The sequence below is a fragment of the Blautia sp. AM47-4 genome (assembly GCF_003479865.1).
In the GTDB taxonomy this organism is placed as follows: domain Bacteria; phylum Bacillota; class Clostridia; order Lachnospirales; family Lachnospiraceae; genus Fusicatenibacter; species Fusicatenibacter saccharivorans.
This window is the reverse complement of the sequence record NZ_QUHY01000014.1, coordinates 28303-50138: the sequence shown is the minus strand read 5'-3', so window position 1 is coordinate 50138 and position 21836 is coordinate 28303. Positions and strand designations below refer to the sequence as shown.

Annotated in this window: 19 protein-coding genes, 1 tRNA gene and 1 pseudogene; 13 read left to right on the top strand and 8 right to left on the bottom strand. The window is 49.8% G+C overall.

Translation table 11 applies throughout. From position 1 onward, the window contains the following. The first annotated feature begins 26 nt into the window (after nucleotides 1-26). The 5 genes from DW965_RS10665 (at nucleotide 27) to DW965_RS10650 (ending at nucleotide 5859) form a co-directional block, all read left to right on the top strand. Entirely contained in the window at nucleotides 27-1547 is a 1521-nt protein-coding gene (locus DW965_RS10665) for an extracellular solute-binding protein (RefSeq protein WP_158582839.1), read from the top strand. Beyond that, nucleotides 1478-1696, top strand: a complete 219-nt coding sequence (locus DW965_RS10660) for a hypothetical protein (protein ID WP_119188505.1) — start codon at nucleotides 1478-1480, stop codon at nucleotides 1694-1696. Before DW965_RS10665 ends, DW965_RS10660 begins: the two co-directional genes overlap by 70 nt. 126 nt (nucleotides 1697-1822) lie before the next feature. After that, nucleotides 1823-2092: a hypothetical protein gene (locus tag DW965_RS20005; RefSeq protein WP_243036610.1), complete on the top strand. Its 270-nt coding sequence runs from the start codon at nucleotides 1823-1825 to the stop codon at nucleotides 2090-2092. Next, nucleotides 2089-3867 (top strand): glycoside hydrolase family 31 protein, encoded by a 1779-nt coding sequence (locus DW965_RS10655; protein WP_243036608.1) that lies wholly within the window; start codon nucleotides 2089-2091, stop codon nucleotides 3865-3867. The genes DW965_RS20005 and DW965_RS10655 overlap by 4 nt, the downstream gene beginning before the upstream one ends. A gap of 237 nt (nucleotides 3868-4104) precedes the next feature. Continuing rightward, nucleotides 4105-5859, top strand: a complete 1755-nt coding sequence (locus DW965_RS10650) for a sensor histidine kinase (RefSeq protein ID WP_119198379.1) — start codon at nucleotides 4105-4107, stop codon at nucleotides 5857-5859. A gap of 138 nt (nucleotides 5860-5997) precedes the next feature. Here DW965_RS10650 and DW965_RS10645 read toward each other — a convergent pair whose 3' ends face one another. Both DW965_RS10645 and DW965_RS10640 read right to left on the bottom strand, forming a co-directional pair. Continuing rightward, nucleotides 5998-7950 carry a glycoside hydrolase family 31 protein gene (locus DW965_RS10645; RefSeq protein ID WP_118659328.1) on the bottom strand — a complete coding sequence of 651 codons (1953 nt, stop codon included), beginning with the start codon at nucleotides 7948-7950 and terminating at the stop codon, nucleotides 5998-6000. Between the two features lie 151 nt (nucleotides 7951-8101). After that, nucleotides 8102-9010, bottom strand: a complete 909-nt coding sequence (locus DW965_RS10640; protein ID WP_119198378.1) for an AraC family transcriptional regulator — start codon at nucleotides 9008-9010, stop codon at nucleotides 8102-8104. A gap of 130 nt (nucleotides 9011-9140) precedes the next feature. Between DW965_RS10640 and DW965_RS10635 the strand changes: the two genes are divergently transcribed. Continuing rightward, a complete protein-coding gene (locus DW965_RS10635) occupies nucleotides 9141-9485 on the top strand; it encodes an MATE family efflux transporter (RefSeq protein WP_117509327.1) in 345 nt (114 codons plus the stop codon). Then, nucleotides 9485-10105, top strand: coding sequence for a sugar O-acetyltransferase (locus DW965_RS10630; RefSeq protein ID WP_022462409.1), 621 nt, complete (start codon nucleotides 9485-9487; stop codon nucleotides 10103-10105). The genes DW965_RS10635 and DW965_RS10630 overlap by 1 nt, the downstream gene beginning before the upstream one ends. A gap of 168 nt (nucleotides 10106-10273) precedes the next feature. Here DW965_RS10630 and DW965_RS10625 read toward each other — a convergent pair. Continuing rightward, nucleotides 10274-10346: transfer RNA gene (locus tag DW965_RS10625), tRNA-Phe, on the bottom strand. 180 nt (nucleotides 10347-10526) lie between these two features. Between DW965_RS10625 and DW965_RS10620 the strand changes: the two genes are divergently transcribed. The 6 genes and pseudogenes from DW965_RS10620 (at nucleotide 10527) to trmL (ending at nucleotide 16498) form a co-directional block, all read left to right on the top strand. Next, nucleotides 10527-12278, top strand: coding sequence for a B12-binding domain-containing radical SAM protein (locus tag DW965_RS10620; protein ID WP_119198377.1), 1752 nt, complete (start codon nucleotides 10527-10529; stop codon nucleotides 12276-12278). A gap of 41 nt (nucleotides 12279-12319) precedes the next feature. After that, nucleotides 12320-13057 carry a 3'-5' exonuclease gene (locus DW965_RS10615; RefSeq protein WP_055220616.1) on the top strand — a complete coding sequence of 246 codons (738 nt, stop codon included), beginning with the start codon at nucleotides 12320-12322 and terminating at the stop codon, nucleotides 13055-13057. A 24-nt stretch (nucleotides 13058-13081) separates the two neighbouring features. Beyond that, nucleotides 13082-13240: a hypothetical protein gene (locus DW965_RS19135; RefSeq protein ID WP_158582837.1), complete on the top strand. Its 159-nt coding sequence runs from the start codon at nucleotides 13082-13084 to the stop codon at nucleotides 13238-13240. A gap of 55 nt (nucleotides 13241-13295) precedes the next feature. Further along, nucleotides 13296-14849, top strand: coding sequence for a VanW family protein (locus DW965_RS10610; protein WP_119198376.1), 1554 nt, complete (start codon nucleotides 13296-13298; stop codon nucleotides 14847-14849). Nucleotides 14850-14984: 135 nt separating this feature from the next. Next, nucleotides 14985-15929: an AIR synthase related protein gene (locus tag DW965_RS10605; protein WP_158582835.1), complete on the top strand. Its 945-nt coding sequence runs from the start codon at nucleotides 14985-14987 to the stop codon at nucleotides 15927-15929. Between the two features lie 69 nt (nucleotides 15930-15998). Continuing rightward, a pseudogene (trmL, locus tag DW965_RS10600) lies at nucleotides 15999-16498 on the top strand (tRNA (uridine(34)/cytosine(34)/5-carboxymethylaminomethyluridine(34)-2'-O)-methyltransferase TrmL). A 42-nt stretch (nucleotides 16499-16540) separates the two neighbouring features. On the opposite strand, the gene DW965_RS10595 reads toward trmL, so the two are convergent. The 5 genes from DW965_RS10595 to DW965_RS10580 form a co-directional block, all read right to left on the bottom strand. After that, nucleotides 16541-16876, bottom strand: a complete 336-nt coding sequence (locus DW965_RS10595; protein WP_243036617.1) for a CinA family protein — start codon at nucleotides 16874-16876, stop codon at nucleotides 16541-16543. A gap of 53 nt (nucleotides 16877-16929) precedes the next feature. Continuing rightward, a complete protein-coding gene (locus tag DW965_RS20000; RefSeq protein ID WP_243036606.1) occupies nucleotides 16930-17031 on the bottom strand; it encodes a CinA family protein in 102 nt (33 codons plus the stop codon). Between the two features lie 63 nt (nucleotides 17032-17094). Then, nucleotides 17095-18513, bottom strand: a complete 1419-nt coding sequence (locus DW965_RS10590) for a sensor histidine kinase (protein ID WP_022461606.1) — start codon at nucleotides 18511-18513, stop codon at nucleotides 17095-17097. Further along, a complete protein-coding gene (locus DW965_RS10585; RefSeq protein ID WP_022461607.1) occupies nucleotides 18513-19217 on the bottom strand; it encodes a response regulator transcription factor in 705 nt (234 codons plus the stop codon). The genes DW965_RS10590 and DW965_RS10585 overlap by 1 nt, the downstream gene beginning before the upstream one ends. A 74-nt stretch (nucleotides 19218-19291) precedes the next feature. After that, on the bottom strand, nucleotides 19292-21667 hold the full coding sequence (locus DW965_RS10580; RefSeq protein ID WP_055220632.1) for an endonuclease MutS2: 2376 nt from the start codon (nucleotides 21665-21667) through the stop codon (nucleotides 19292-19294). Between the last annotated feature and the right edge of the window lie 169 nt (nucleotides 21668-21836).

The following is a 21836-nucleotide window of genomic DNA, read 5'->3' as shown; positions in this document are numbered from 1 at the left end:
TAAAAAATCATAAAGGAGAGATGATGATGCGAAAGAAAACAAAAATGGCCTGGAGCGTTGCTCTTTCGGCCGCAATGGCAGCCGGACTGCTTGCAGGATGTGGAAGTAATGGAGGAACGGAAAGTACGAGTGGAAGCACTGCAGCAAGTTCTGCAAAGACAGAATCTTCTGCCAGTGACACGACAGATACCAGTGACCGCCCAACCTACAAAATTGCAACAGTAAGATGGACCGATACCTGGCCGACCGATTTCCTGAAGGAAGGAGTCATGAAGGAAATCGAGGACAAGATGAATATCAACATCGACTGGCAGGTTTATTACAACAGTGACTGGTCCGAGCAGAAATCTCTGCTGCTGGCTTCCGGAGACCTCCCGGATGCATTCCTTGGATCTATCTGCTTAACACAGGCAGATATGGCACAGAACAAATCGGCATTCCTGGATCTGACAGATCTGATCGAAAAAGATATGCCAAACCTGAAAGCAGCCTTTGAGGCTGATCCGGAACTGAAAGCAGTCTGCACCAGCCGTGACGGAAGAATCTACAGCTTACCGAAGAAGCTTCCGCTTCGTCCGAAGGTTTGCGGCGATGTTATGTGCATCAACCAGGAATGGCTGGATAACTTAGGACTGGAAACTCCGAAGACCTATAAAGAACTGGAAGAGGTTCTTGTTAAATTTGCGACAGAAGATGCTGACGGCGATGGCGATCCAACCAATGAGATCGGTATCACAAATGCAGCAAGCAGCGGACTGTTAAGCGGTGATCTGCGCCACATCCTTTCCCCGTTCGGAACCATGGTAAGCCGTGACGGAAACTACATGGGACTGAATGGCGAAGGAAAACCGGTCTTCATGCCGATGGAAGAAAATTACAAAGAAGCAGTAAAATGGATGCGTCAGTTATGGGAAGAGGGCGTTGTTGACCCAGAGTACTTCACACAGGATGGCTCCATGCAGACAGCAAAACAGCAGGCTGATGGCGGTTCTCAGGTAGGTCTTATCTTTGGATGGACTGCAGACGCTCAGGTTGGTCCGAACGTAAATCAGTTTAAGACTCTTGAGGCAGTAGAAGGCTACGATGGAAACCACTACGTAGAAGCAGCAACCAATTACCTTGATATATCCGACCGTGAGCTCATGATCTCCAAAGACTGTAAAGATCCTGACACCCTGCTGAAGTGGGCAGATGAATTTTACACCGATCTTGCATCGTTACAGACCTTCTATGGTTCCGTTGGAAGCCAGATCACAGACAATGGTGACGGAACCTACAATGTAGATGTACCAAGCGATGGATCTTCTCTGGATACCTCTGCATGGTCCAACTCCTTACGTGATTTCGGTCCGAAATACATGAACGAGGATTTCTATGACAAAGTTTCTCTTCCGGAGGATCAGGCGACGGTGTCAAACTGGCCGATGATGCAATCAATGAGAAATACGTTGATACTGAGAAAAACTGTGGATTCCCGATGGTTCAGTATACCGACGAAGACCTTTCCAGAATCACGGCAATCGGAACCGATATCTATAAATATGTAGAAGCACAGTATGCGCACTGGGTAGTAGACGGCGGCATCGATGATGAGTGGGATTCCTACATCGATCAGCTGAAAGCTATGGGCATTGACGAGTTCCTTCAGATTCAGACAGATGCTTACAATGCATACAAAGAAAATCTGGCAAAATAAACAGAAAAAATATTACCTGTAAGAAGCAGGCGTTGATCCGGCGGGTCAATGTCTGAAGTGCAAAACAGCAGGAGAAACGGCAGGCCAGAAATGACCTGCCGTTTTTGACAAAAGGAGGATTTTTACATGTTTTTGGAAAAAGAGGGTAAGTTAATTTATTCTTACGATGGCGAGACCGTCTGCATCGAAGCGTGGGGGAAAGATGCACTGCGTGTGCGCGCGACAAAAAATAGAAGCTTTACCGGCCGCGACTGGGCGCTGGAAGCAAAGGACGCGCATGCGGGAGAGGTTGAAATCTTTGAGGATCCATCAGCAAAAGGCGGAGCCTTTGCCAATATGTACGAGGGAACGGATACTCCTACGGAAAAATCACAAATGGAAAGCTTCATGCAGTGATCGATTCCGGCAGCGTCATTACGTTCTATCATGAGGATGGAAGAGTTCTGTTAAAGGAGCATTTCCGCCGTCTGCGCGATGAGGAAAGCATGCCGCTCAACATCATGGGACGCGAGTACAGCAACGGTGTCGGGGATAATTTCCGTATTGTAGCGCGGTTTGTAGCAAGAAAAGGTGAGAAAATCTTCGGAATGGGACAGTATCAGCAGCATGAGCTGGATCTGAAGGGCTGCATGCTGGAGCTGGCACAGAGAAACTCACAGGTCAGTGTTCCTTTTTATCTTTCCAGCATCGGCTACGGCTTCTTATGGAACAATCCGGGTGTCGGCCAGGTGATGTTTGCGAATAATGGAACGGAATGGGTAACGGAATCCGGGAAAGAAATCGATTATCTTGTGATTGCAGGTGATACGCCTGCCGAGATCGAGGAGAATTATATGACGCTGACCGGAAAACCGCCGATGATGCCGGAATATGGCATGGGCTTCTGGCAGTGTAAGCTCCGCTACTGGAATCAGGAACAGCTTCTGTCTGTAGCAAGAAAATACAAAGAGCTTGGCGTACCGCTTGATGTGATTGTCGTCGATTTCTTCCACTGGACGAAGCAGGGCGAGTTCAAATTTGATCCGAAATACTGGCCGGATGTGCCGGGCATGTGCCGCGAATTAAAGGAGATGGGAATTCAGGTTGTTGTGTCGGTATGGCCGACCGTTGACATTTATTCCGAAAACTTCGAGGAGATGAAAGAGAAGGGCTATCTGGTTCGCACGGAACACGGTGTACCGCTGACGATGCTCTGCGGTGGAAATGAAGTCTTCTTCGATGCAACCAACCCGGATGCAAGAACGTATGTCTGGGAGAAGATCAAGAAAAATTATTATGATCAGGGTGCCAAACTCTTCTGGCTGGATGTGGCAGAGCCGGAATACAGCGTTTATGATTTCAAGAACTACCGTTATCAGCTCGGAAGCGTACAGGAGGTCGGAAATATTTATCCGAAATATTATCTGAAAGCGTTCTATGACGGCATGACGGCAGAAGGCGATACCATGCCGATCAGCCTGATCCGTTCTGCCTGGGCAGGCAGTGCGAAATATGGTGCACTCGTATGGTCAGGCGATATTGTAAGTACCTTCGAGTGCTTCCGGCGCCAGGTACAGGCAGGTCTTAACATGGCAATTGCCGGTATTCCGTGGTGGACCACTGATATCGGCGGCTTCCACGGCGCAAGAACCGATGACCCGGATTTCCATCGTCTGTACATCCGCTGGTTTGAGTACGGATGCTTCTGCCCTGTCATGCGTCTGCACGGAAACCGCAATCCACAGGAGGGCTACGGTGCAGAACAGATCGGATCCGGCAGTGACAATGAGATCTGGAGCTTTAGCGATGAGGCATATGAGATTTCAAAGAAATACATTTTCCTGCGTGAGCGCCTGAGAGATTATATCCGGGTACAGATGAAGAAAGCACATGAGGACGGAACCCCGGTGATGCGGCCTGTTTTCTATGATTTCCCGACAGATCCGGAAAGCTGGAATGTGGAGGACGCTTATCTGTTCGGACCGGATCTCTATGTTGCACCTGTGATGGAGGATCACGTAACGGAGTGCAAGGTTTATCTTCCGGCCAGAACGGCATGGTTTAACGCATGGACCGGAGAGAAGTATGAGGGAGGACAGAAGGTAACGGTTGCTGCTCCGATGGATACTATTCCGGTATTCGTAAAGGAAGGAGCAGATACCGAACATCTGCTGAATATTTTCTCTGAATAAGAGAATGTTCCCGTTCATCGGTACCAGGCGAACGGGAACAGAGAATCCTGTTCTTGCCATGTGAAACACGGACTCTGCATGGACAAAGCCGGAAAATATGGTATAATGGGCTGTGTTACAAAGAACATAGCTGCAAATGCATTCCGTGAGTGTAAAAGGACTGCCGGAGCTGCGAGGTAAGGTGCGGCGTCCGGCAGTCGCTCTGCAGACAGAAAAAAAGGAGGGGTGGATGCGCTTATGAATCTCTGGCAGAAAGGAAAACGAAGGATGCTGCGCAGCGTTCGAATACGCAGTTTGAAGGATACGTCCCTGCGGCTTGGAACTCCGGTTTTTCTGGTCCTGATGGGGCTTATTGTCTGCCTGCTCTGGGGCGTTTGGGAAAACCGCAAGCTGGCAGATAAATATATTGCCGATACGGCAAAGCTCTATGTCGATCAGATCAACCGTGATATGTCGCAGATCAACAGTGAACTGATCTATCTGCTGGATTCTGACAGCAACATCAAAGAAATCCCGGATCAGATAACATCGACAGATGCTCAGTATTATGAAATGGAGCGGACGCTGCGGGAGCGAAACCGTGTGCTGAAAATCCGTTACCATGAGGTACAGACATTCTTCGTCTACGGTCAGAAAGCCAATGTTCTGATTACGGACAGCGGAACTATGTTTACCGAGAGTAAGGGAATGACAACGCTGAATCAGATGCTGATGTCCTATCTGCAGATTATGACATCAAAGGATTCGATCAGCACACAATGGACTGTGATTACGTTTGGCGACGACGACTATATTGTCGGCTGGTACGCGAAAAACAAAAAAGTTATCGGCTGCGTCATCAATCTGAATCTGATTTTCCGGACCATCCGCGCCAAAACAGAGGAGTATGATGTCATTCCGTTTATGGTAGATGCCAGAGGGCGCGTGATGACGCAGGCAGACACATCGGAAAAATATAAGAATGAGATTATCGATTTTTCCAAAGCGGGAAAGAAAAAGGAGAAAAATGCGACGGTCTATTCCTACCAGCTTGGCACGGTCGGAAAAATCAATCTTATGGTTCTTCCGGGAGGAGGTATTCTTGAGAATGTACTGATTATGCAGATTGCATTCGTCGTCCTGATCGCGGTTCTTCTGATTGTCTGCGCACTGGAAATTACAGCATATTACCACCGGATTCTGGAACCGCTGGAAAAATTCGGACAAAAACTGGAGGAGCTGGAAAAAGAGCAGAGTCTGAATGACGATGGAAGCAACAATCTGTTAGAGCTGGAGTCTGTGAGCGGCAAATTCAAGGAACTGCTGCGGAAAATACAGGGATTGAAAATTGCGATCTACGAAAAAGAGCTTGCCGAACAGAAAGCCGAGCTGGAATATACGCAGGAACAGATCAAGCCGCATTTTTTCCTGAACTGCCTGAGCCTGATTCATGGCATTGCGGATAAGAATAACGAAGGCGAGATCGTTGAGATCACAACGGTGCTGTCCGACTATATGCGCTACATTTTCCAGGATTCCAAGAAGCAGCGCGATGTGGAGGAAGAGCTGGAACACATTGAGGCATATATCCGCATCCAGAAGCTGCGGTACGGAGAAGAAGCCTTTTCCTTTGAAGCAACGACGGATGGTGATATCGGAGAATGGAAGGTTCCGTCTCTTCTGCTACAGACACTGGTGGAAAACTCCGTAGTACACGGTGTATCCCTGGACCGGAAGAGCGAGATTTCCCTGTATCTGACAAATGAAACGTACGAGGACGGTGAGTACCTCTACATCTGTATTTCCGACACCGGAAACGGATTTTCGAAAGAGGCACTGGATGCAATCGAAAACGACACGCCTATCATCTACCACGGCCGTCACCATGTCGGCATCTCCAATATAAAACGCCGCCTGGCGCTGATGTACGGCGAACGGGCGAGCATTACGTGCTCCAATATGGATGAAAATTACGGAGCCGTCGTAGAGGTGCGGTTGCCGAAAACAGAATAAAGCGAAAAGAAAAAAGCGGACCGGAGAAACATAGAGGGTTCCCGCCTTTTTGCGTGAAAAACTGCAGGAGCTTCCGGAACCTGATGGCTCCGGGAAGCTCCTGCAAAAGGGGAGATGATTCAAAAACTGTTTTCTGTATCAGATACGGGAAACTCCGTCATCGGTATAACGCTCATAGGAAGCGCCTTCGTATCCGACCATGCGGATGCTTTCCTCTTTGATATCCGGTACGGATTCTGCAAAATCGGCAACCGGGATTGCGCAGCCTTTGCGGATGAAGAGCGGAACCTCATTCAGGGCAACTTCTACATAGTGGATACCTTTCGGAAGAATCTCCTGGAACATGTTTCCGTTGCCGAGAAATTTTACAAACATCATTTCTTCCGGCAGATATACGTAACGGCCGATGGCATTCTGGGTGTAAACCGGTGCGATCATGATCTCATTACCGATCATCAACTGATCTTCTGTATTTCTTGCCAGCTTGTCATCCGGGTAAACGAAGGCAAGCGGTTTGAAGTACATATCATCGTTTAAAGCAGCCTTCATGTACTCGCTGTACAGATACGGAACGAGGCGGTAGCGGACGCCGATGACGTTGCGGAAGTCCTCGATATGCTCAAACTGGTAAGGTTCCTGCTCACGTGTTCCAAGTGCGGCATGGTTTCTCATCAGAGGAGTGAAAACACCAAGTGCCAGCCAGCGGAGCAGCAGGTCTCTTGTGGTATTTGCACCGAATCCGCCGAGGTCGGCTCCGGTATAGAGGAAACCGCACATGTTGAGGGACGGCATCATCTTCAGGTTCAGCAGGATGTGTGACCACCACGAGCAGTTGTCTCCGGTCCAGATTCCACCGTAACGGTGCATGCCGATGTAGGAAGAACGGGAGAACATCAGGATTCGCTTATCCGGGGAAATTCGTTCAAAAGCTTCACCGGCAGAACGGGTCATGTTGTAGCCAAACAGATTGTGTACCTTGTCATGGCGGACCTGTTCGCCGTTTACGTTGTGATAGAAGCGTTTATAGTCCTCATGGTTGTTTGCCAGTGCCTGAAGCTTTCCGCCTACCATGTAGTGCGGAACCTCCGGGTCACCTTCCACATATTTCTTTGCAGTCTCCTTGAAATCAGCAAGGCCTTCCTGGGAATAGAAGATGGATGGCTCGTTCATGTCATTCCAGAAGGCATCGATTCCCTTGGAAACGAGAACATCGTATTTGTCACCAAACCATTTTCTGGCATCTGCATTTAAGACATCCGGGAAATGAGTCCAGCCCGGCCATACAGTAGCTTCGAAGTAGGAGCCATCCTCGCGGCGGCAGAAGTAGCCTTTTTCACAGCCCTCTTCGTAAATGTCATAACCCTCTTCGACTTTCACACCGGCATCGATGATCGGAACGAGATGGATCTTTTCTTTTTTCATATCCTGTACAAATCCCTCGAAATCCGGGAAACGTTCTTCATTTACGGTGAAGTCCTTGTAATCCTGCATGTAGTCAATATCCATGTAAACCATATCGAGCGGCACATGGTTTTCGCGGTATTTTTTCACTACCGTGCGGAAATCATCCTCTGTTTTGTAGCCCCAGCGGCTCTGACCGTAACCGAAAGCAAACTTCGGAGCAATGTAGCTGCGTCCGATGATGCCGCGGAACTGTTTTACGATATCAAGATCGGAATCACCGGTGATCATGTAAACGTAGAGATCTGCGTTTTCGCAGGAAACGGTCATCGTATCGGAAGTTGTGTAGCCGATATCGAAACGCAGGGTGCCCGGATAATCGAAGAAGAATCCTACGTGTGTCTTGCCGGAGATGATGATGAAGTTGTGTGCTGCATACAGAGAGGTTTTGCTCTCTACGTGGTTTGGATCATCAGCGCAGTCACTGATGTAAAGAAAACCGCGTTTGTTGATGCCGCGGTTGGCTTCGCCAAGTCCGAATACCATGTCCTCGTCAGCAAGCTTTGTAGTGAAGGAGAAGCCGTTCTCGGTGGAGAAGGTACCGTAATCCGGGTTTCCTTCGGAAGAGGGGATCTCTTTTACGACAGCTTCGGTTTCAAATGGGGTTCCGTAGACAAATTTTTTTACCATGTCATCCTCCTTGTAAAATAAATGGAAAATATAGTGTTTTGGTTAGGTTTAGCGCAACACCTTTGTAATTTTATTATAACAGGGATCGGAAAAATGTCTAGCAAAATTCTTCCTTTTTTTAACAAAAAAACGTGTACAGAAAAAAATCAGGTTATGTTGGCAGGCCTTCTGCGCGTTTCCGGAAATCTCTCGGCGTACAATGGTAAGTACGCAGAAAAATTTTGGAATAATAACTCTGATGATTGAAACCGCATGCGGTACAGATTTCCACGATGGACATTTTGGTTGTGTTTAGCAGATGACAGCTTACTTCCAGACGGTAATGATTCAGAAAATCAATTGGGCTCTGGCAAAGATAGCGGCGGAAAATCTGACAGCATTTATTGCGGCAGACTTTTCCGGCGGCGGCGATCTCTTCCAGATTGATGGATTCACTGTAGTGGCTGTAAATATAGGAAACCATATCGCGCTGGATCAGAAGATCTGGATCCTGTGAGACGGCGGTGTTGCCGTCCGGCATCATCGGATGCGTGCGCAAAAGACGGCACCACAAAAGGGAAAGCAGAGCAGCAGCCTCGATTTCGTAGGCGGTCGGCTGTTCCTTCTTCAGCCGGAGAATTTCCGGGAGGGTCTGCAGCGCTTCAGTATCTTCCGGATTTTCCGGCTTCAGATGAAGATATTCCAGAGCCGGATTCGAAAGAACCGGCGTAATATAAGACTGGTACAGAACGCTGTTCGCGGTGAGGATTTTCGGATGGCACAGGATACAGATAAAGTCACATTCCTGGCCGTTTTCAGAATATCCGTAGTGCATCTGGCGGGAATTGACGATAATCGCCTCCCCGGCGTTTAAAAGGACTCTTTTTCCATTGATATAGTAGTTCATCTGACCGGAGCGGATCTGTACCCATTCGATATCCTCATGCCAGTGGCAGAGCGCCCGGTGATCCGGATAGGAAGAAAGCAGTCCTTCCCGGATATAAAGCGGAATGCCGACTTCATCGTAGCGGATGATCTCGGATGCGTCCTGCATGACTTTTGTAATTGGGTCATTTATCATAAAAACCTCCGTGAAAAAGTACAATTATTATAAAAAATAAGGAATATTGTCGTAGAAAAAACGCAAAACCTAAGATAATATGATTATAACATATACGTGTATGGAATAAAACAGAAAAAAGGAAAAAGAAATGAAAAATCAGAGGGAAATCAAGAAAAAAGATCCAGAATTCTACCGGAAACTTCTTGCACTGCTGATCCCGATGGTTGTACAGAATCTGATGAATGCACTGGTAAGTGCGTCCGATGCGTTAATGGTCGGTACGCTGGACCAGAATTCCCTGTCTGCAGTTTCGCTTGCCACACAGATTTCTTTTGTCCTGAATCTCTTTTATGCGGCGATTACGATCGGAACAACGGTCATGGTCGTTTATTTCCTGCTGAATCTGGATGAAATGATTAAGCTTCCTGCCGTATACAGACACTATAAAAAATATCAGTGGGTGAATAATATTACCAGGGAGGATACAGAATAATGAAAAACGTAGAGAGAAGAGACAGACAGTTACCGTACATTTCCGATGCAGAGGTCATGGAGCAGCAGATGAATGCGAGAAGACTGACGCAGAAACTGAACACCATCGACCGTTCGGATTTTGACGGAATCGCAGCCATTGTAAAAGAACTGTTTGGAAAATCCGAGGGTGCATTTGTCAATCCGCCATTTTACTGTGACTATGGCTTTCATATTGAGGTTGGAAAAAATTTCTTTGCAAATTATAACTGCACCATTCTCGATGTGGCAAAGGTAAAAATCGGAGACAACTGCCAGATGGCGCCGAACGTTGCCATCTATACTGCAGGTCATCCGGTGCATCCGGCGGCAAGAAACAGTGCGTATGAATACGGCATTGAAGTTACCATCGGAGATAATGTCTGGATTGGCGGAAATACCGTTATTTTACCAGGTGTACATATCGGAGATAACGTTGTTATCGGCGGCGGAAGTGTTGTAACAAAGGACATTCCGGACTGGTCGATTGCAGCAGGAAATCCGTGTAAAGTCATTCGGAAGATTACCGAAGAAGATAAACAGTACTATTTCAGAGATAGAAAATTTGATGATGAAGCATGGGAGGTAATCAAAAATCTGTAAAAACGAAATGTTTTCTTGGGCAGTTATGCGACGAAAAAAACTCTGTACCGTATCCATCCGGGAATTTCCGGGGATGCGGTGCAGAGTTTTTTTGCGATAGGAGACAGGAGATTCTGCCGGATTTTGCTGTGGCAAAAAATGTGAATCCTGCTTTTGTGCAGCAAAAAATGCCCAGAGCCGGAATCGAACCAGCGACACGAGGATTTTCAGTCCTCTGCTCTACCAACTGAGCTATCTGGGCATTTTGATTTCCTGTTGGAAACCTCTGTTAATATAACATGGATTCGCGAAAATTGCAACTGTTTTATCGAAAATCGCGAAAAAATTGTGCTTTTGGAGGAATGGCGGTGTATTTTCGTTCGAGAATGTGGTAGTATAAAAGATATGCAAAGAGGAACCAAGGAGAAGTATTAGAAAGATTATGAAAATTATTCTGACTGCGGTCAACGCAAAATATATTCATTCCAATCTCGCAGTTTATACGCTGCAGGCAAGCGCGGAGAAAGCCGGCGTGTTCCCGGAGATCCGCGAATTTACGATCAATCAGTCAAAGGATTCCATGCTGCGAAGCCTGTTTCTGGCGCGTGCAGACGTTGTCTGCGTTTCCTGCTACATCTGGAATATATCAATCGTAGAGGATCTGATTACAGAATATCATAAAATCAGTCCGAAAACAAAGATCTGGCTTGGCGGGCCGGAGGTTTCGTACCATGCAGAGGAGATGCTGGAGCAGTATCCGTTCCTTGCCGGAATTATGAAAGGCGAGGGAGAAGTGACTTTCCGGGAAATAGCAGTTTATTATCAGAACCAGGAGAATGGGATGGAGGGGAAAACGCTGGAGGAGATCCATGGCATTACATACCGTGATGCAGACGGTGCAGTCAAAAGCAACCCGTGGCGTCCGGTTATGGATCTGTCCGAGGTGGATTTTCCCTATGCAAACCTGAAAAAATTTGAGAACCGCATCATTTATTATGAGTCGAGCCGTGGCTGTCCGTTCTCGTGCAGCTACTGCCTTTCTTCCATTGATAAAAGGCTCCGGTTCCGAAATCTCGATCTCGTAAAAAAGGAGCTTGCCTTCTTTTTGGAGCAGAAGGTACCGCAGGTTAAATTTGTAGATCGTACCTTCAACTGCAAAAAAGATCACGCAATGGCGATCTGGAAATTCATCGCGGAACACGATAATGGTGTGACAAATTTCCATTTTGAAATTGCTGCCGATCTGATTACGGAAGAAGAGCTGGAACTTTTAAATACGCTGCGGCCGGGACTCGTACAGCTCGAGATCGGCGTGCAGTCTACGAATCTGCAGACGATCGAAGCAATTCACCGGAAGATGGATTTTGGAAAAGTGACAGAGATTGTCAATCGGATTGCGAAAGGAAGAAACATCCACCAGCATCTGGACCTGATTGCGGGACTTCCCTACGAGGACTATGCAAGTTTCCGCCGTTCTTTTGCGGATGTCTATGCGCTCCGGCCGCAGCAGCTGCAGCTCGGATTTTTAAAAGTGCTTCGAGGCTCCTTTATGTATGAGCATACGAAAGAATATGACTGCCATTATCAGGAACGGGAGCCGTATGAGGTGCTTTATACGAAATGGCTGCCGTATGATGATGTGCTGAAACTGAAAGACGTGGAAGAGATGGTAGAAGTCTATTACAACAGCGGTCAGTTTGTCCACACGCTGCCGATGATCGAGCGGTTGCATGAGAACCCGTTCGACTTCTTCCAGGAACTCGGTGATTTCTACCGGGCGAAGGGCTACAGTGAGGCGGCGCATAACCGGATCCAGCGGTATGAAATTCTGCTCGAGTTTTTACGGGACGAAAAACAGCAGGACGAAGCATTCTTCCGTCAGATGATGGTGCTTGATCTGTATGCGCGTGAAAATATGAAGACACGGCCGCGCTTTGCAAAAGATCCGTCCGAATGGAAAAACGAGTCGCGTGACTTTTATCAGAAAGAAGCCGAAACGAGAATGCTTCTGCCATCGTATACGACATACGATTGGAAGCAGCTGCAGCGCATGACGCATGTGGAAGTTTTTGATTACGATGTGCTCGGAAACGGGGAAAAGGCGCGTACGGTACTCCTGTTTGATTATCAGAAGCGCGATCCGCTGACGGGAAATGCGGAGATGATCGACTGCAGTGAGCTTTTTTACGCTTGACATTTCAAAAGAACATGAGATACTAGAAAAGGTAATAAAAGATGAAAATACAAGATTTTGTAGTGCTCGATCTTGAGACAACGGGTCTTTCTGTAAAGGAAGACCAGATTCTGGAGATCGGTGCAGTAAAAGTGCAGGGCGGAGAGGTCACGGCATCGTATGAGACTTTCGTCAATCCGGGCAGAAAAGTGCCGGAGCGGATCACGGAACTCACCGGAATCCGGGATGAGATGATTGCGAATGCGCCCGATGTGGAGACTGCTGTCCGCGGCTTTCTGGATTTCTGCGGCGGCCTGCCGCTTCTGGGGCACAATATTCTGTTCGATTACAGCTTCATCAAGCAGGCAGCGATAAATGCCCGTCTGGACTTTGAAAAAGAAGCGTGGGATACGTTGAAAATTGCACGGAAAGCCCTCCCGGATCTGGAGAGCAGAAGCCTTGAAGCACTCTGCGGCTACTATCAGATCCCGCGGGAACACGCACACCGTGCAATGGACGATGTGCTGGAAACGCTGGCACTGTTCCGAAAACTGGAAGAAGGATTTTCGGAAGATCACCCGGAATGGTTTGCCGCAGCGCCTCTGAAGGCCAAAATGAAACGTGAGGTTCCGGCGACGGAGGCACAGAAAAAATATCTGGCGGATCTGATCCGGTACCATGAGCTGGATCTCGAACCGGAGTGGGGAGCGCTCACAAAAAGCCGTGCATCCCGCATGATCGATCAGATTATTCTGGCACATGGAAGAATGGAAAAACGACAGAGAACTGAGAAAAAATAGAAGAGAAAAAGAAAGGATGGAACGATGAGTAATAAAGTCAATCGAAAAGCCCCGACAGAGACACAGAAAAAGAAGAAAGATCCGCTGGCAAAGAAGAGAAATGCAGCAAAGATACTGGCATTGATTCTTGCAGTGGTTATGGTGCTTGGTATGGTTCTTCCAGCACTTTTATGGCTGGTGTAAAGAGATTCTGTAAAAGACAGAGTGAAATGGGAAACGGATCAAGAAGAGGCACAGTATGAAAAACAGCAGAAAAATGAGAGGCCTGCTGGTGATGCTTATCGCATTCGCATTCTGCTTTCTGGCAGAACCAGTCAAAGCGGATGGCCGGACAGCGCTGGACGGAATCTATGTAGAAGACATTTCCGTCGGCGGTATGACCGAAGAGCAGATCACACAGGCAGTAAACGACAAAATTGAACAGTTAAAACCCTCGGTTATCAACCTGTCTGCCGGAGAGCAGAATGCACAGGTGACAGCAGGGGATCTCGGACTTTCCTGTGCCAACCCGGAGGTGGCAAGAGAAGCCGTCACAATCGGGCAGGAAGGCAATGTACTGAAGCGGTTCCTGACACAGAACCGGCTCAAAAATGGAGAGACGGTGACGTTTTCCCTGAAATATACAGTCGATGGCGAGGCAGCGCGCCAGGCGGTAGAAAACAACACAGCCGTGCTGAACCGCGAGGCAACAGATGCAACGCTGACCCGCGAAAACGGCGAATTTATCGTCAATCCGGGCCAGACCGGATGCAGCGTCAACGTGGATGAGTCCACGGCGAAGGTTGTCAATTACCTGACGACAAGCTGGCGGGGCGGCATCGGCGGCGTAGAACTGGTAACAGAAGAAACACCGGCAGGCGGCAATCCGGAGCAGCTTGCACTTGTCAAAGATCTGCTCGGCGAGGGTATGACGGAGTATGGCAACGGTACGAGCGGCAGAAAACAGAATGTCGCAGTCGGCGCAGAGAAGATTAACGGAACGCTGGTACAGCCGGGCGAGGAATTTTCCGTAGAGGCGGTCGTTGTGCCGTTTGATGCGGAAAATGGTTATGCACTGGCAGCATCGTATGAGATGGGCAAGGTCGTCGATTCGTACGGCGGCGGTATCTGCCAGGTTTCCACAACGCTCTATGTTGCTGTCTTAAAAGCAGAGCTTGAGGTGACGGAGCGGTACAGCCATTCCATGATTGTCCACTATGTGGATCCGTCGATGGATGCGGCGATTGCAGAGGGATTGAAAGACCTGAAATTCATCAACAATACGGATGCGCCGATTTATATTGAGGCGAGCGCGGACGGAAGCACCCTGCATTTTGCCATCTACGGCCATGAGACGAGAGATCCGAACCGCACGGTCCGCTATGAGAGTGAGACGACAAGCACGGAGGATCCGACGTCGAGCCTGACGGAAGATGCGAATGCATCGTTTGGAACAATTGAACAGACATCGTACGGCTATCAGGGTTCGACGGCGCGGCTGTGGAAGATTGTGAATGACAATGGAAATGAGACGAAGGAGCAGGTGAATTCCAGCACTTACCGCATGACATCGGATGTCTATACCGTGGGAACAAAGACGGACAATGCAGCGGCGCGTGCGGAAATGCAGGCGGCGATTGCGGCAAATGATCTTGCAAAAGCAAAGGAAGTTGCAGCGAAATACAGCCAGAGCAGTTCGTCATCGAGTTCTTCGGAGAAGAAGGAAGACAGCAGCGATGATTCGGATTCGGATGGTACGGAAAAGACGGACGACAGCAGCGATACAGAGAAAACGGAGGACGATGAGGACTAGGCGTTTTCTGGTTAAAATTCGCTGGGAACCAGTGAACTGTAACATTTTCCGTGAAAAATGGGAAAGCAGAGGGAAAAGGAGTACGGATTCCGTCTGCTTTTTCGTTTGAAACAGGAAGTTCGAGGAGGACAAGGGATGCGAAAGGGTAAATTACAGCAGAGCGTGCTGGTGCGCTCGGTGTTTAAGATGCTGGGGCAGAAAAGAGAGGACGCAGCAGGGTCGGCGGTCGGACGCGGGGTATCGGCACTTGCAGGAGAAAAGGAGACGCAGGTGTTTTCGTGTGCGCCGGTGCTGGTGAAGGATCCGGAGGACGCGGTGCTCGCGGTCTGCCGGGTGTGCAACAGTGTGGCCGCGGCGGGGGCATCGGCAAAAGGAGTGCTGGTGTCGCTGATGCTGCCGGAGGCGATGGAAGAAAAGGATTTAAAGGAGCTGATGCGGGCGGTTGACGGTGCGTGTGTGCGGTATGGAACTGCGGTGATCGGCGGGCATACGGAGGTGACGGACGGGGTTTTGTATCCGGTGCTTACCGTGACGGCGGCAGGCGGGACAACGCGTGCGGGGCTGTTTGATCCGTCGTGTGTGACAGCGGATTTGGATCTTGTCGTGACGAAGGGGATTGCGCTTGGCGCGGTGTCTTATCTGGCAAAGACAAGAAGGGATGAGCTTCTGACGAGATTTTCTCCGGGATTTATCCATGGGGCGGCGGATTTTTCGGAGGATTACTCTGTCTGCCATGAGGCGGAGATTGCGATCGAGCACGGTGTGGCTGCGATGCAGGATCTCTCGGAGGGCGGGATTTTCGGGGCGCTCTGGGAGATGGCGGACGGCGCGGGTATCGGGCTTGATGTGGCGCTGAAGAGGATTCCGATCCAGCAGGAGACGGTGGAGATCTGTGAGTTTTTCGGGGTGAATCCGTATCAGATGCTTTCGGACGGGGGCGCTGCTGATTGCAGCGGCGGACGGCGAGGGGCTGGTGCAGAAAATGGCACTCGAAGGGATTCCATCGGCGGTGATTGGGCGGACGACATCCGGAAAGGAGAGGATTCTCCGGAACGGGGAAGAGGTCCGGTATCTGGATAAGCCGCAGATGGATGAGATGTACCGGGTTGGCAGATAAGGCTTAAATATACGACAGGAGTGATTGGTAAAATGGCACATTTGAATATTGTTCTTCATGAGCCGGAGATTCCAGCAAATACAGGTAATATCGGACGGACGTGTGTGGCGACGGGGACAAGGCTGCATCTGATTAAGCCGCTGGGGTTTGATATTTCGGACAAGGCGGTGAAACGCGCGGGGCTGGATTACTGGCCGAAGCTGGATGTGACGGTGTATGAGAGTTACGAGGATTTTCTGGAGAGAAATCCGGGGGCGAAGATTTACTATGCGACGACGAAGGGGCCGCAGACGTATGTGGATGTGCAGTATGAAGAGGACTGCTTTATCATGTTCGGAAAGGAAAGCGCGGGGATTCCAGAGGATATTCTGTACAATAATCAGGAGACGGCGGTGCGGATTCCGATGATTAATGATATTCGTTCGCTGAACCTTTCAAATTCCGTGGCGATCGTACTGTACGAGCACTGCGGCAGAATAACTTTGACCATATGCAGCTCGCGGGGCATTTGCGGACGCATGAGTGGAGGTAGACGGACGGGACTCTGGTGATCGTAGACGGAACTGCATTCTTTTTATAAGGAAGAAGTTAAGATCATTTCCAATTCGGCGAAGACCTGCTCGGCGTAAAGCTGTTTGATTTCGTGGCGGGTCATGCCGGAGACGTTGGTCTGGAAGGTGAAGGTGTGGGCTTGGGTTTTGTATAAAATACAGAAGTAGACAACGCCCTGTACGCTGTCAGCGTTGTTGGGGTCGAGATTTCCGGTTGTGCCGGTGATTCCGATGGCGATGGCGGTGTGCAGATTTTCTTGTACTGTGCGGGCCATGGCTTCGGCGCATTCGGGGGAGTAGACGCCGTGGATTTCGATGACGGAAGGGTCGACGCCGACGAGGACTTTGGTTTCGTTCAGATACGTGACGTAGCCGCCGGGGAAAATGGCGGAGGCGCCTTCGGTGTCGGTGATCAGGGAGCGATCAGGCCGGAAGTGCAGCTTTCCATGGTGGAAATGGTGGTGTGGGATGCAATGAGCTGTTTGATGATGGAATCAATGGTGTTTGGGTTCATAGTGAAAATTACCTCCAGAGTTAGTTTGATATGTCTGGCAAAAAAGCCCCTCGGCGGAGGGGCTTATTTTGGTGCTTCGCCTTTGGCGAGTGTAAAGATAAATTCGGTACCAACGCCCTCTGTACTGATGACATTGATATTCTGGTTATGCGCAGTGATGATCTCTTTGACGATCGAAAGCCCAAGTCCCGTTCCTTTGCGGTCCTTGCCGCGGGAGGCGTCGAGCTTGTAGAAGCGCTCCCAGATTTTCGTGATGCTTGCCTTTGGAATGCCGCAGCCGGTGTCCTTGACGGAGACGAAGACTTTGCCGTGCTTCTCCGTTGTCTCAACTGTGATGGTGGAATCGTTGTTGCTGAATTTGATTGCATTATCAATGAGATTGTACAGCACCTGCTGGATTTTTCCCATATCGGCGCAGACATACAAAGTACGCGATGCGAGGATCAGTGAAATGGAAATCCGCTTTTTCGTGCAGGTTCCCTCAAACGAAGCGGCGGTATCCTTGATGACGGCGTTGATGTCAAACGAGGTCAGATCGAGCATATTCCCTTTATCGTCGATGTCGTTCAGCGTCAGCAGGCTCTGCGTCAGCTTGTGCAGCCGTTCTGTCTCAAACAGAACGATTTTCAGATATTTTTCCTGCATTTCCGGCGGAATCGTTCCGTCGAGGATTGCCTCCACATAGCCTTTGATCGAGGTCAGCGGTGAGCGGAAGTCGTGAGAGACGTTCGCCACAAATTTCCGCTGGTATTCGCCGGTCTTGTTCAGCTCGCCGGACATGTAGTTCAGCGTGGAAGCGAGATACCCCATCTCATCGTGAGATTTAACATCAATTTTGTGGGTCAGGTTGCCGGAGGCATACTCCTTTGCACCGTTGATGATCTTTTTCAGCGGCCGGTACACGACGAGGGAGAAAAAGATCAGAATCACAAACGAGAGTCCGAACACGAGCAGGAACAGAAAATCAATCCGTGCCAGCAGACTTTCCCTCTGCTGATAGACGTCCTGCAGCGGAAGGTGGATGGCGACATAGCCATTGATCCGGAAATCGGAGGTGACGGGAACCATGACGCTCAGCATCTTGTCTTCGAAATAGCCGAAAAACGTTCCCGTGCTGTAATACTCGCTGCCGAGCGCAACTGGATCAAAACCGTCGATGATCTCCGGGTTTTCCTCATCGAGTGCAGCTGCCGTGTTCAGCAGAATTTCCCCGTCTGCGCTGATGAGCCAGATCTGGGAATTGTGATAGGAAGCCAGTGCACTGAGCGAATTGTAAAGATCCGTCAGGGAACGCTCACTGTGGTAATAAAGGTCGCCCTGTTTGGAAGCGATCTGCGTGGCCTCCCGGTACAGACTGGTGCTCGCGCTGGAGACCAGACTGTCCTCCACCATGCGGGAGCCGACCGTTGAGATCAGCGTAAAGCCGGCAATGGCGAGAATGACATAAATGAGAATTAATTTCCGGTAAAGCGTGCGTCGCATTATTTTTTAACCTCAAACTTGTAACCGATGCCCCAGACCGTCGTGATAGCCCAGGAGGCATGGTCCTTGATTTTTTCGCGGAGACGTTTGATATGAACGTCTACCGTGCGGGTATCGCCGATGTACTCATAGCCCCAGATATGGTCGAGGAGCTGTTCTCGCGTAAAGACCTGGTTTGGTGAGGAAGCAAGGAAGTAGAGAAGCTCCAGTTCCTTCGGCGGCATATCGACGGTGCGACCCTGGTAAATGACGGAATAGTTCGTCTGGTTGATGATAAGATCCGGGTATTCGACACATTTTCCTGCGGTCGCGGATACCGGGATCGTGCGTGATGGCTGAAATCTCCGCAGCACTGCTTTCACACGGGCAACGAGCTCCTTGGAATCAAATGGTTTGATGATGTAGTCATCCGCGCCGAGCTCCAGGCCGAGGACTTTGTCGAACACCTCGCCCTTTGCCGAGAGCATGATGATCGGAACATCGGAATCGTGCCGGATTTCGCGGCAGACCTGGTAGCCGTCCATGCCGGGCAGCATCAGGTCGAGCAGAATCAGGTTCGGCTGGAAGGAGTGAAACTCCCGGACAGCCTCTTCTCCATCGTTTACAATTTTTGTGTCATAGCATTCCTTGGTCAGATAGAGAGAAATCAGTTCTGCGATATTGTTATCGTCATCGACGATCAGAATTTTCTGTTTGGAAGCCATAAAAGATTCTCCTTCACTGGGGACAGGACGGAACCGCATACAGTATGCGTTCCGTCCCATATTTTACTGAGTTTTTATTTCTTAAACGTAACAATCGTAACGCCGGCATCGCCCTCGCCGAATTCCGCTAAATGGAAGTCCGCTACGTGTTTCTGGCGGCGCAGATAATTGTGAATGCCTTTCCGCAGTGCGCCCGTTCCTTTTCCGTGGACAACGCGGACACTCGGCAGATGGGAGAGATAAGCGTCATCGAGATATTTGTCAAGTTCGGCAACCGCTTCATCCACCGTTTTTCCGAGCAGATTGATCTCGGTAGAAATCGTGGCAGCCTTGGAAAGCTTCGATTTTCCGCTGCTTGTGCGGGAGATGGACGGGCCGGTGATGACAGCCTCGTCGATCAGCACAAGGTCGGAGATATGCACTTTGGTCCGCATGATACCCATCTGGACGAAGAGATTTCCCTTCGAATCCGGGCGGGTGCTGACAGTACCTTTGAGATTCATGCTTAAGACTTTGACGGCATCACCGAGATGAAGATCCTGCGGGCGGAGATTTCCGGTGCGCTTCGGCACTTCCTTCGCCTTTTTCTTATCGAGCTTGTTCATCTTTTCACGCAGAGCGGTACGTTTCTGCTCCATTTCGCGGACGGAAACATTCTCTTTTCCAAATTTCTGAAAATCGCGCATCGTCTGGTCGGCGTATTCCTTCGCCTCGCGGAGAATTCTCTGTGCCTCCTCGGTTGCATTGGAGATCATCTTTTCTTTTCTTGCGTCGATCTGTTCCTGATTCTTGGCAAGGCTCTGCTTCAGGGATTCGACTTCCGCGCGGGTGCGGGCAAGCTCTTCTTTTTCGCGTTCCAGCGTGATCCGGTTCTGCTCGAGAGTGGTCAGAACGTCCTCAAACGATTCATCCTGCTCGCTGATTTCGTCTTTTGCCTTGTTGATGATGTAGTCCGGCAGGCCGAGTTTGCTGGAAATCGCAAACGCATTACTCTTTCCAGGAACGCCGACGAGCAGGCGGTATGTCGGGCTTAAAGTCTCGACATCGAATTCACAGCAGGCATTCTCCACGCCCGGTGTGGATAAGGCATAGATTTTCAGTTCACTGTAGTGTGTCGTTGCCATGGTGCGGATGCCGCGCTCGTGGAGCGTAGAGAGGATCGCGATGGCAAGCGCCGCGCCCTCTGTCGGGTCGGTACCGGCGCCGAGCTCATCGAACAGGACGAGGGAATTGCGGTCTGCCTTGTCGAGGAAGGAAACCACATTCGTCATGTGGGAGGAGAAGGTACTCAACGACTGCTCGATGCTCTGCTCATCACCGATATCGGCGTAAACCTCGTCGAAAACGGAAAGGGAGGAGCGGTCGAGTGCCGGAATGTGAAGTCCGGACTGGCCCATCAGTGTTAAGAGTCCGACCGTCTTTAAGGAAACCGTTTTACCGCCGGTATTCGGTCCGGTGACGATCAGAAGGTCGAAATCTTCGCCGAGCGACAGATCAATCGGAACGACTTTTTTCGCATTGATCAGCGGGTGGCGTGCCTTGCGCAGGTGGATTTTACCTTCGGTGTTGAAGATCGGCTCATTGGCGTTCTGCTCCATTGCAAGAGCGGCGCGCGCGAAGATGAAGTCAAGCTCTACCATGTTTTCGAGGTCGTAACGGATCTCATCGCGGTGCAGGTCTGCCTGGGCACTCAACGTAGAGAGGATGACCTCGATTTCTTTTGCTTCTTCAATTTCCAGCTCACGGATATCGTTGTTCAGTTTGACAACGGCCATCGGCTCGACAAAGAAGGTGGAACCGGTCGAGGACTGGTCATGTACCATGCCAGGAACCTGGCCTTTGTACTCGGATTTGATCGGGATACAGTAGCGGCCGTCGCGCATCGTGATGACGGCATCCTGCAGATACGTGCGGTAGGAACCGTTGACGAGTGAGATTAACTGGCTGTGGATTTTTTCCTCACACGATTTGATGGAACGACGGATGCGGCGTAGATTCGGGCTTGCATCATCGCTGATTTCATCCTCGGAGAGAATACAGCGGCGGATTTCTGTGGAAAGCAGCGTCAGAGGCTCCAGTGTTTCGAAGAGATCTTCGAGGCTGTCCGGCGTCTGGTCTGCATTTTCGCGGCGGCCGTACGCTTTGACGCGTGCCGTGTTTTCCAGAAGTGCGGCGGTCTGCAGAAGCTCCGTGATGTTCATGGAACTGCCGATTTCGAGACGCTTTAATGCGCCGCGGATATCTTTGGCATCACCAAAGGAAATGTGGCCTTTTTTAAAGAGCCGGGTGAGCGCGTCGTGTGTCTCGTGCTGCATCCGCGTAATCTGGGAGAGGGAAGAAGAAGGAACGAGCTCCAGACATTTCTTCCGGCCCAGCGGAGAACTGGCATACGAAGCCAGTTGTTCGATAATTTTATCGTATTCGAGCGTTTTTAATGCTTTCTGATTCATAATACTTACCTTTTCGTAATTCATAATTCAGTCATTGTCTACAGATAACGCGGTATTTTTGATGCAATACCGCACGGATCTGATGTTACAGTTCACAGGTACCCTGCGAACTGTAACATTCGCAGCCCTCATTTAAAGTTTTGCTTCGCAAAAGGAGGGCTGCTCACAC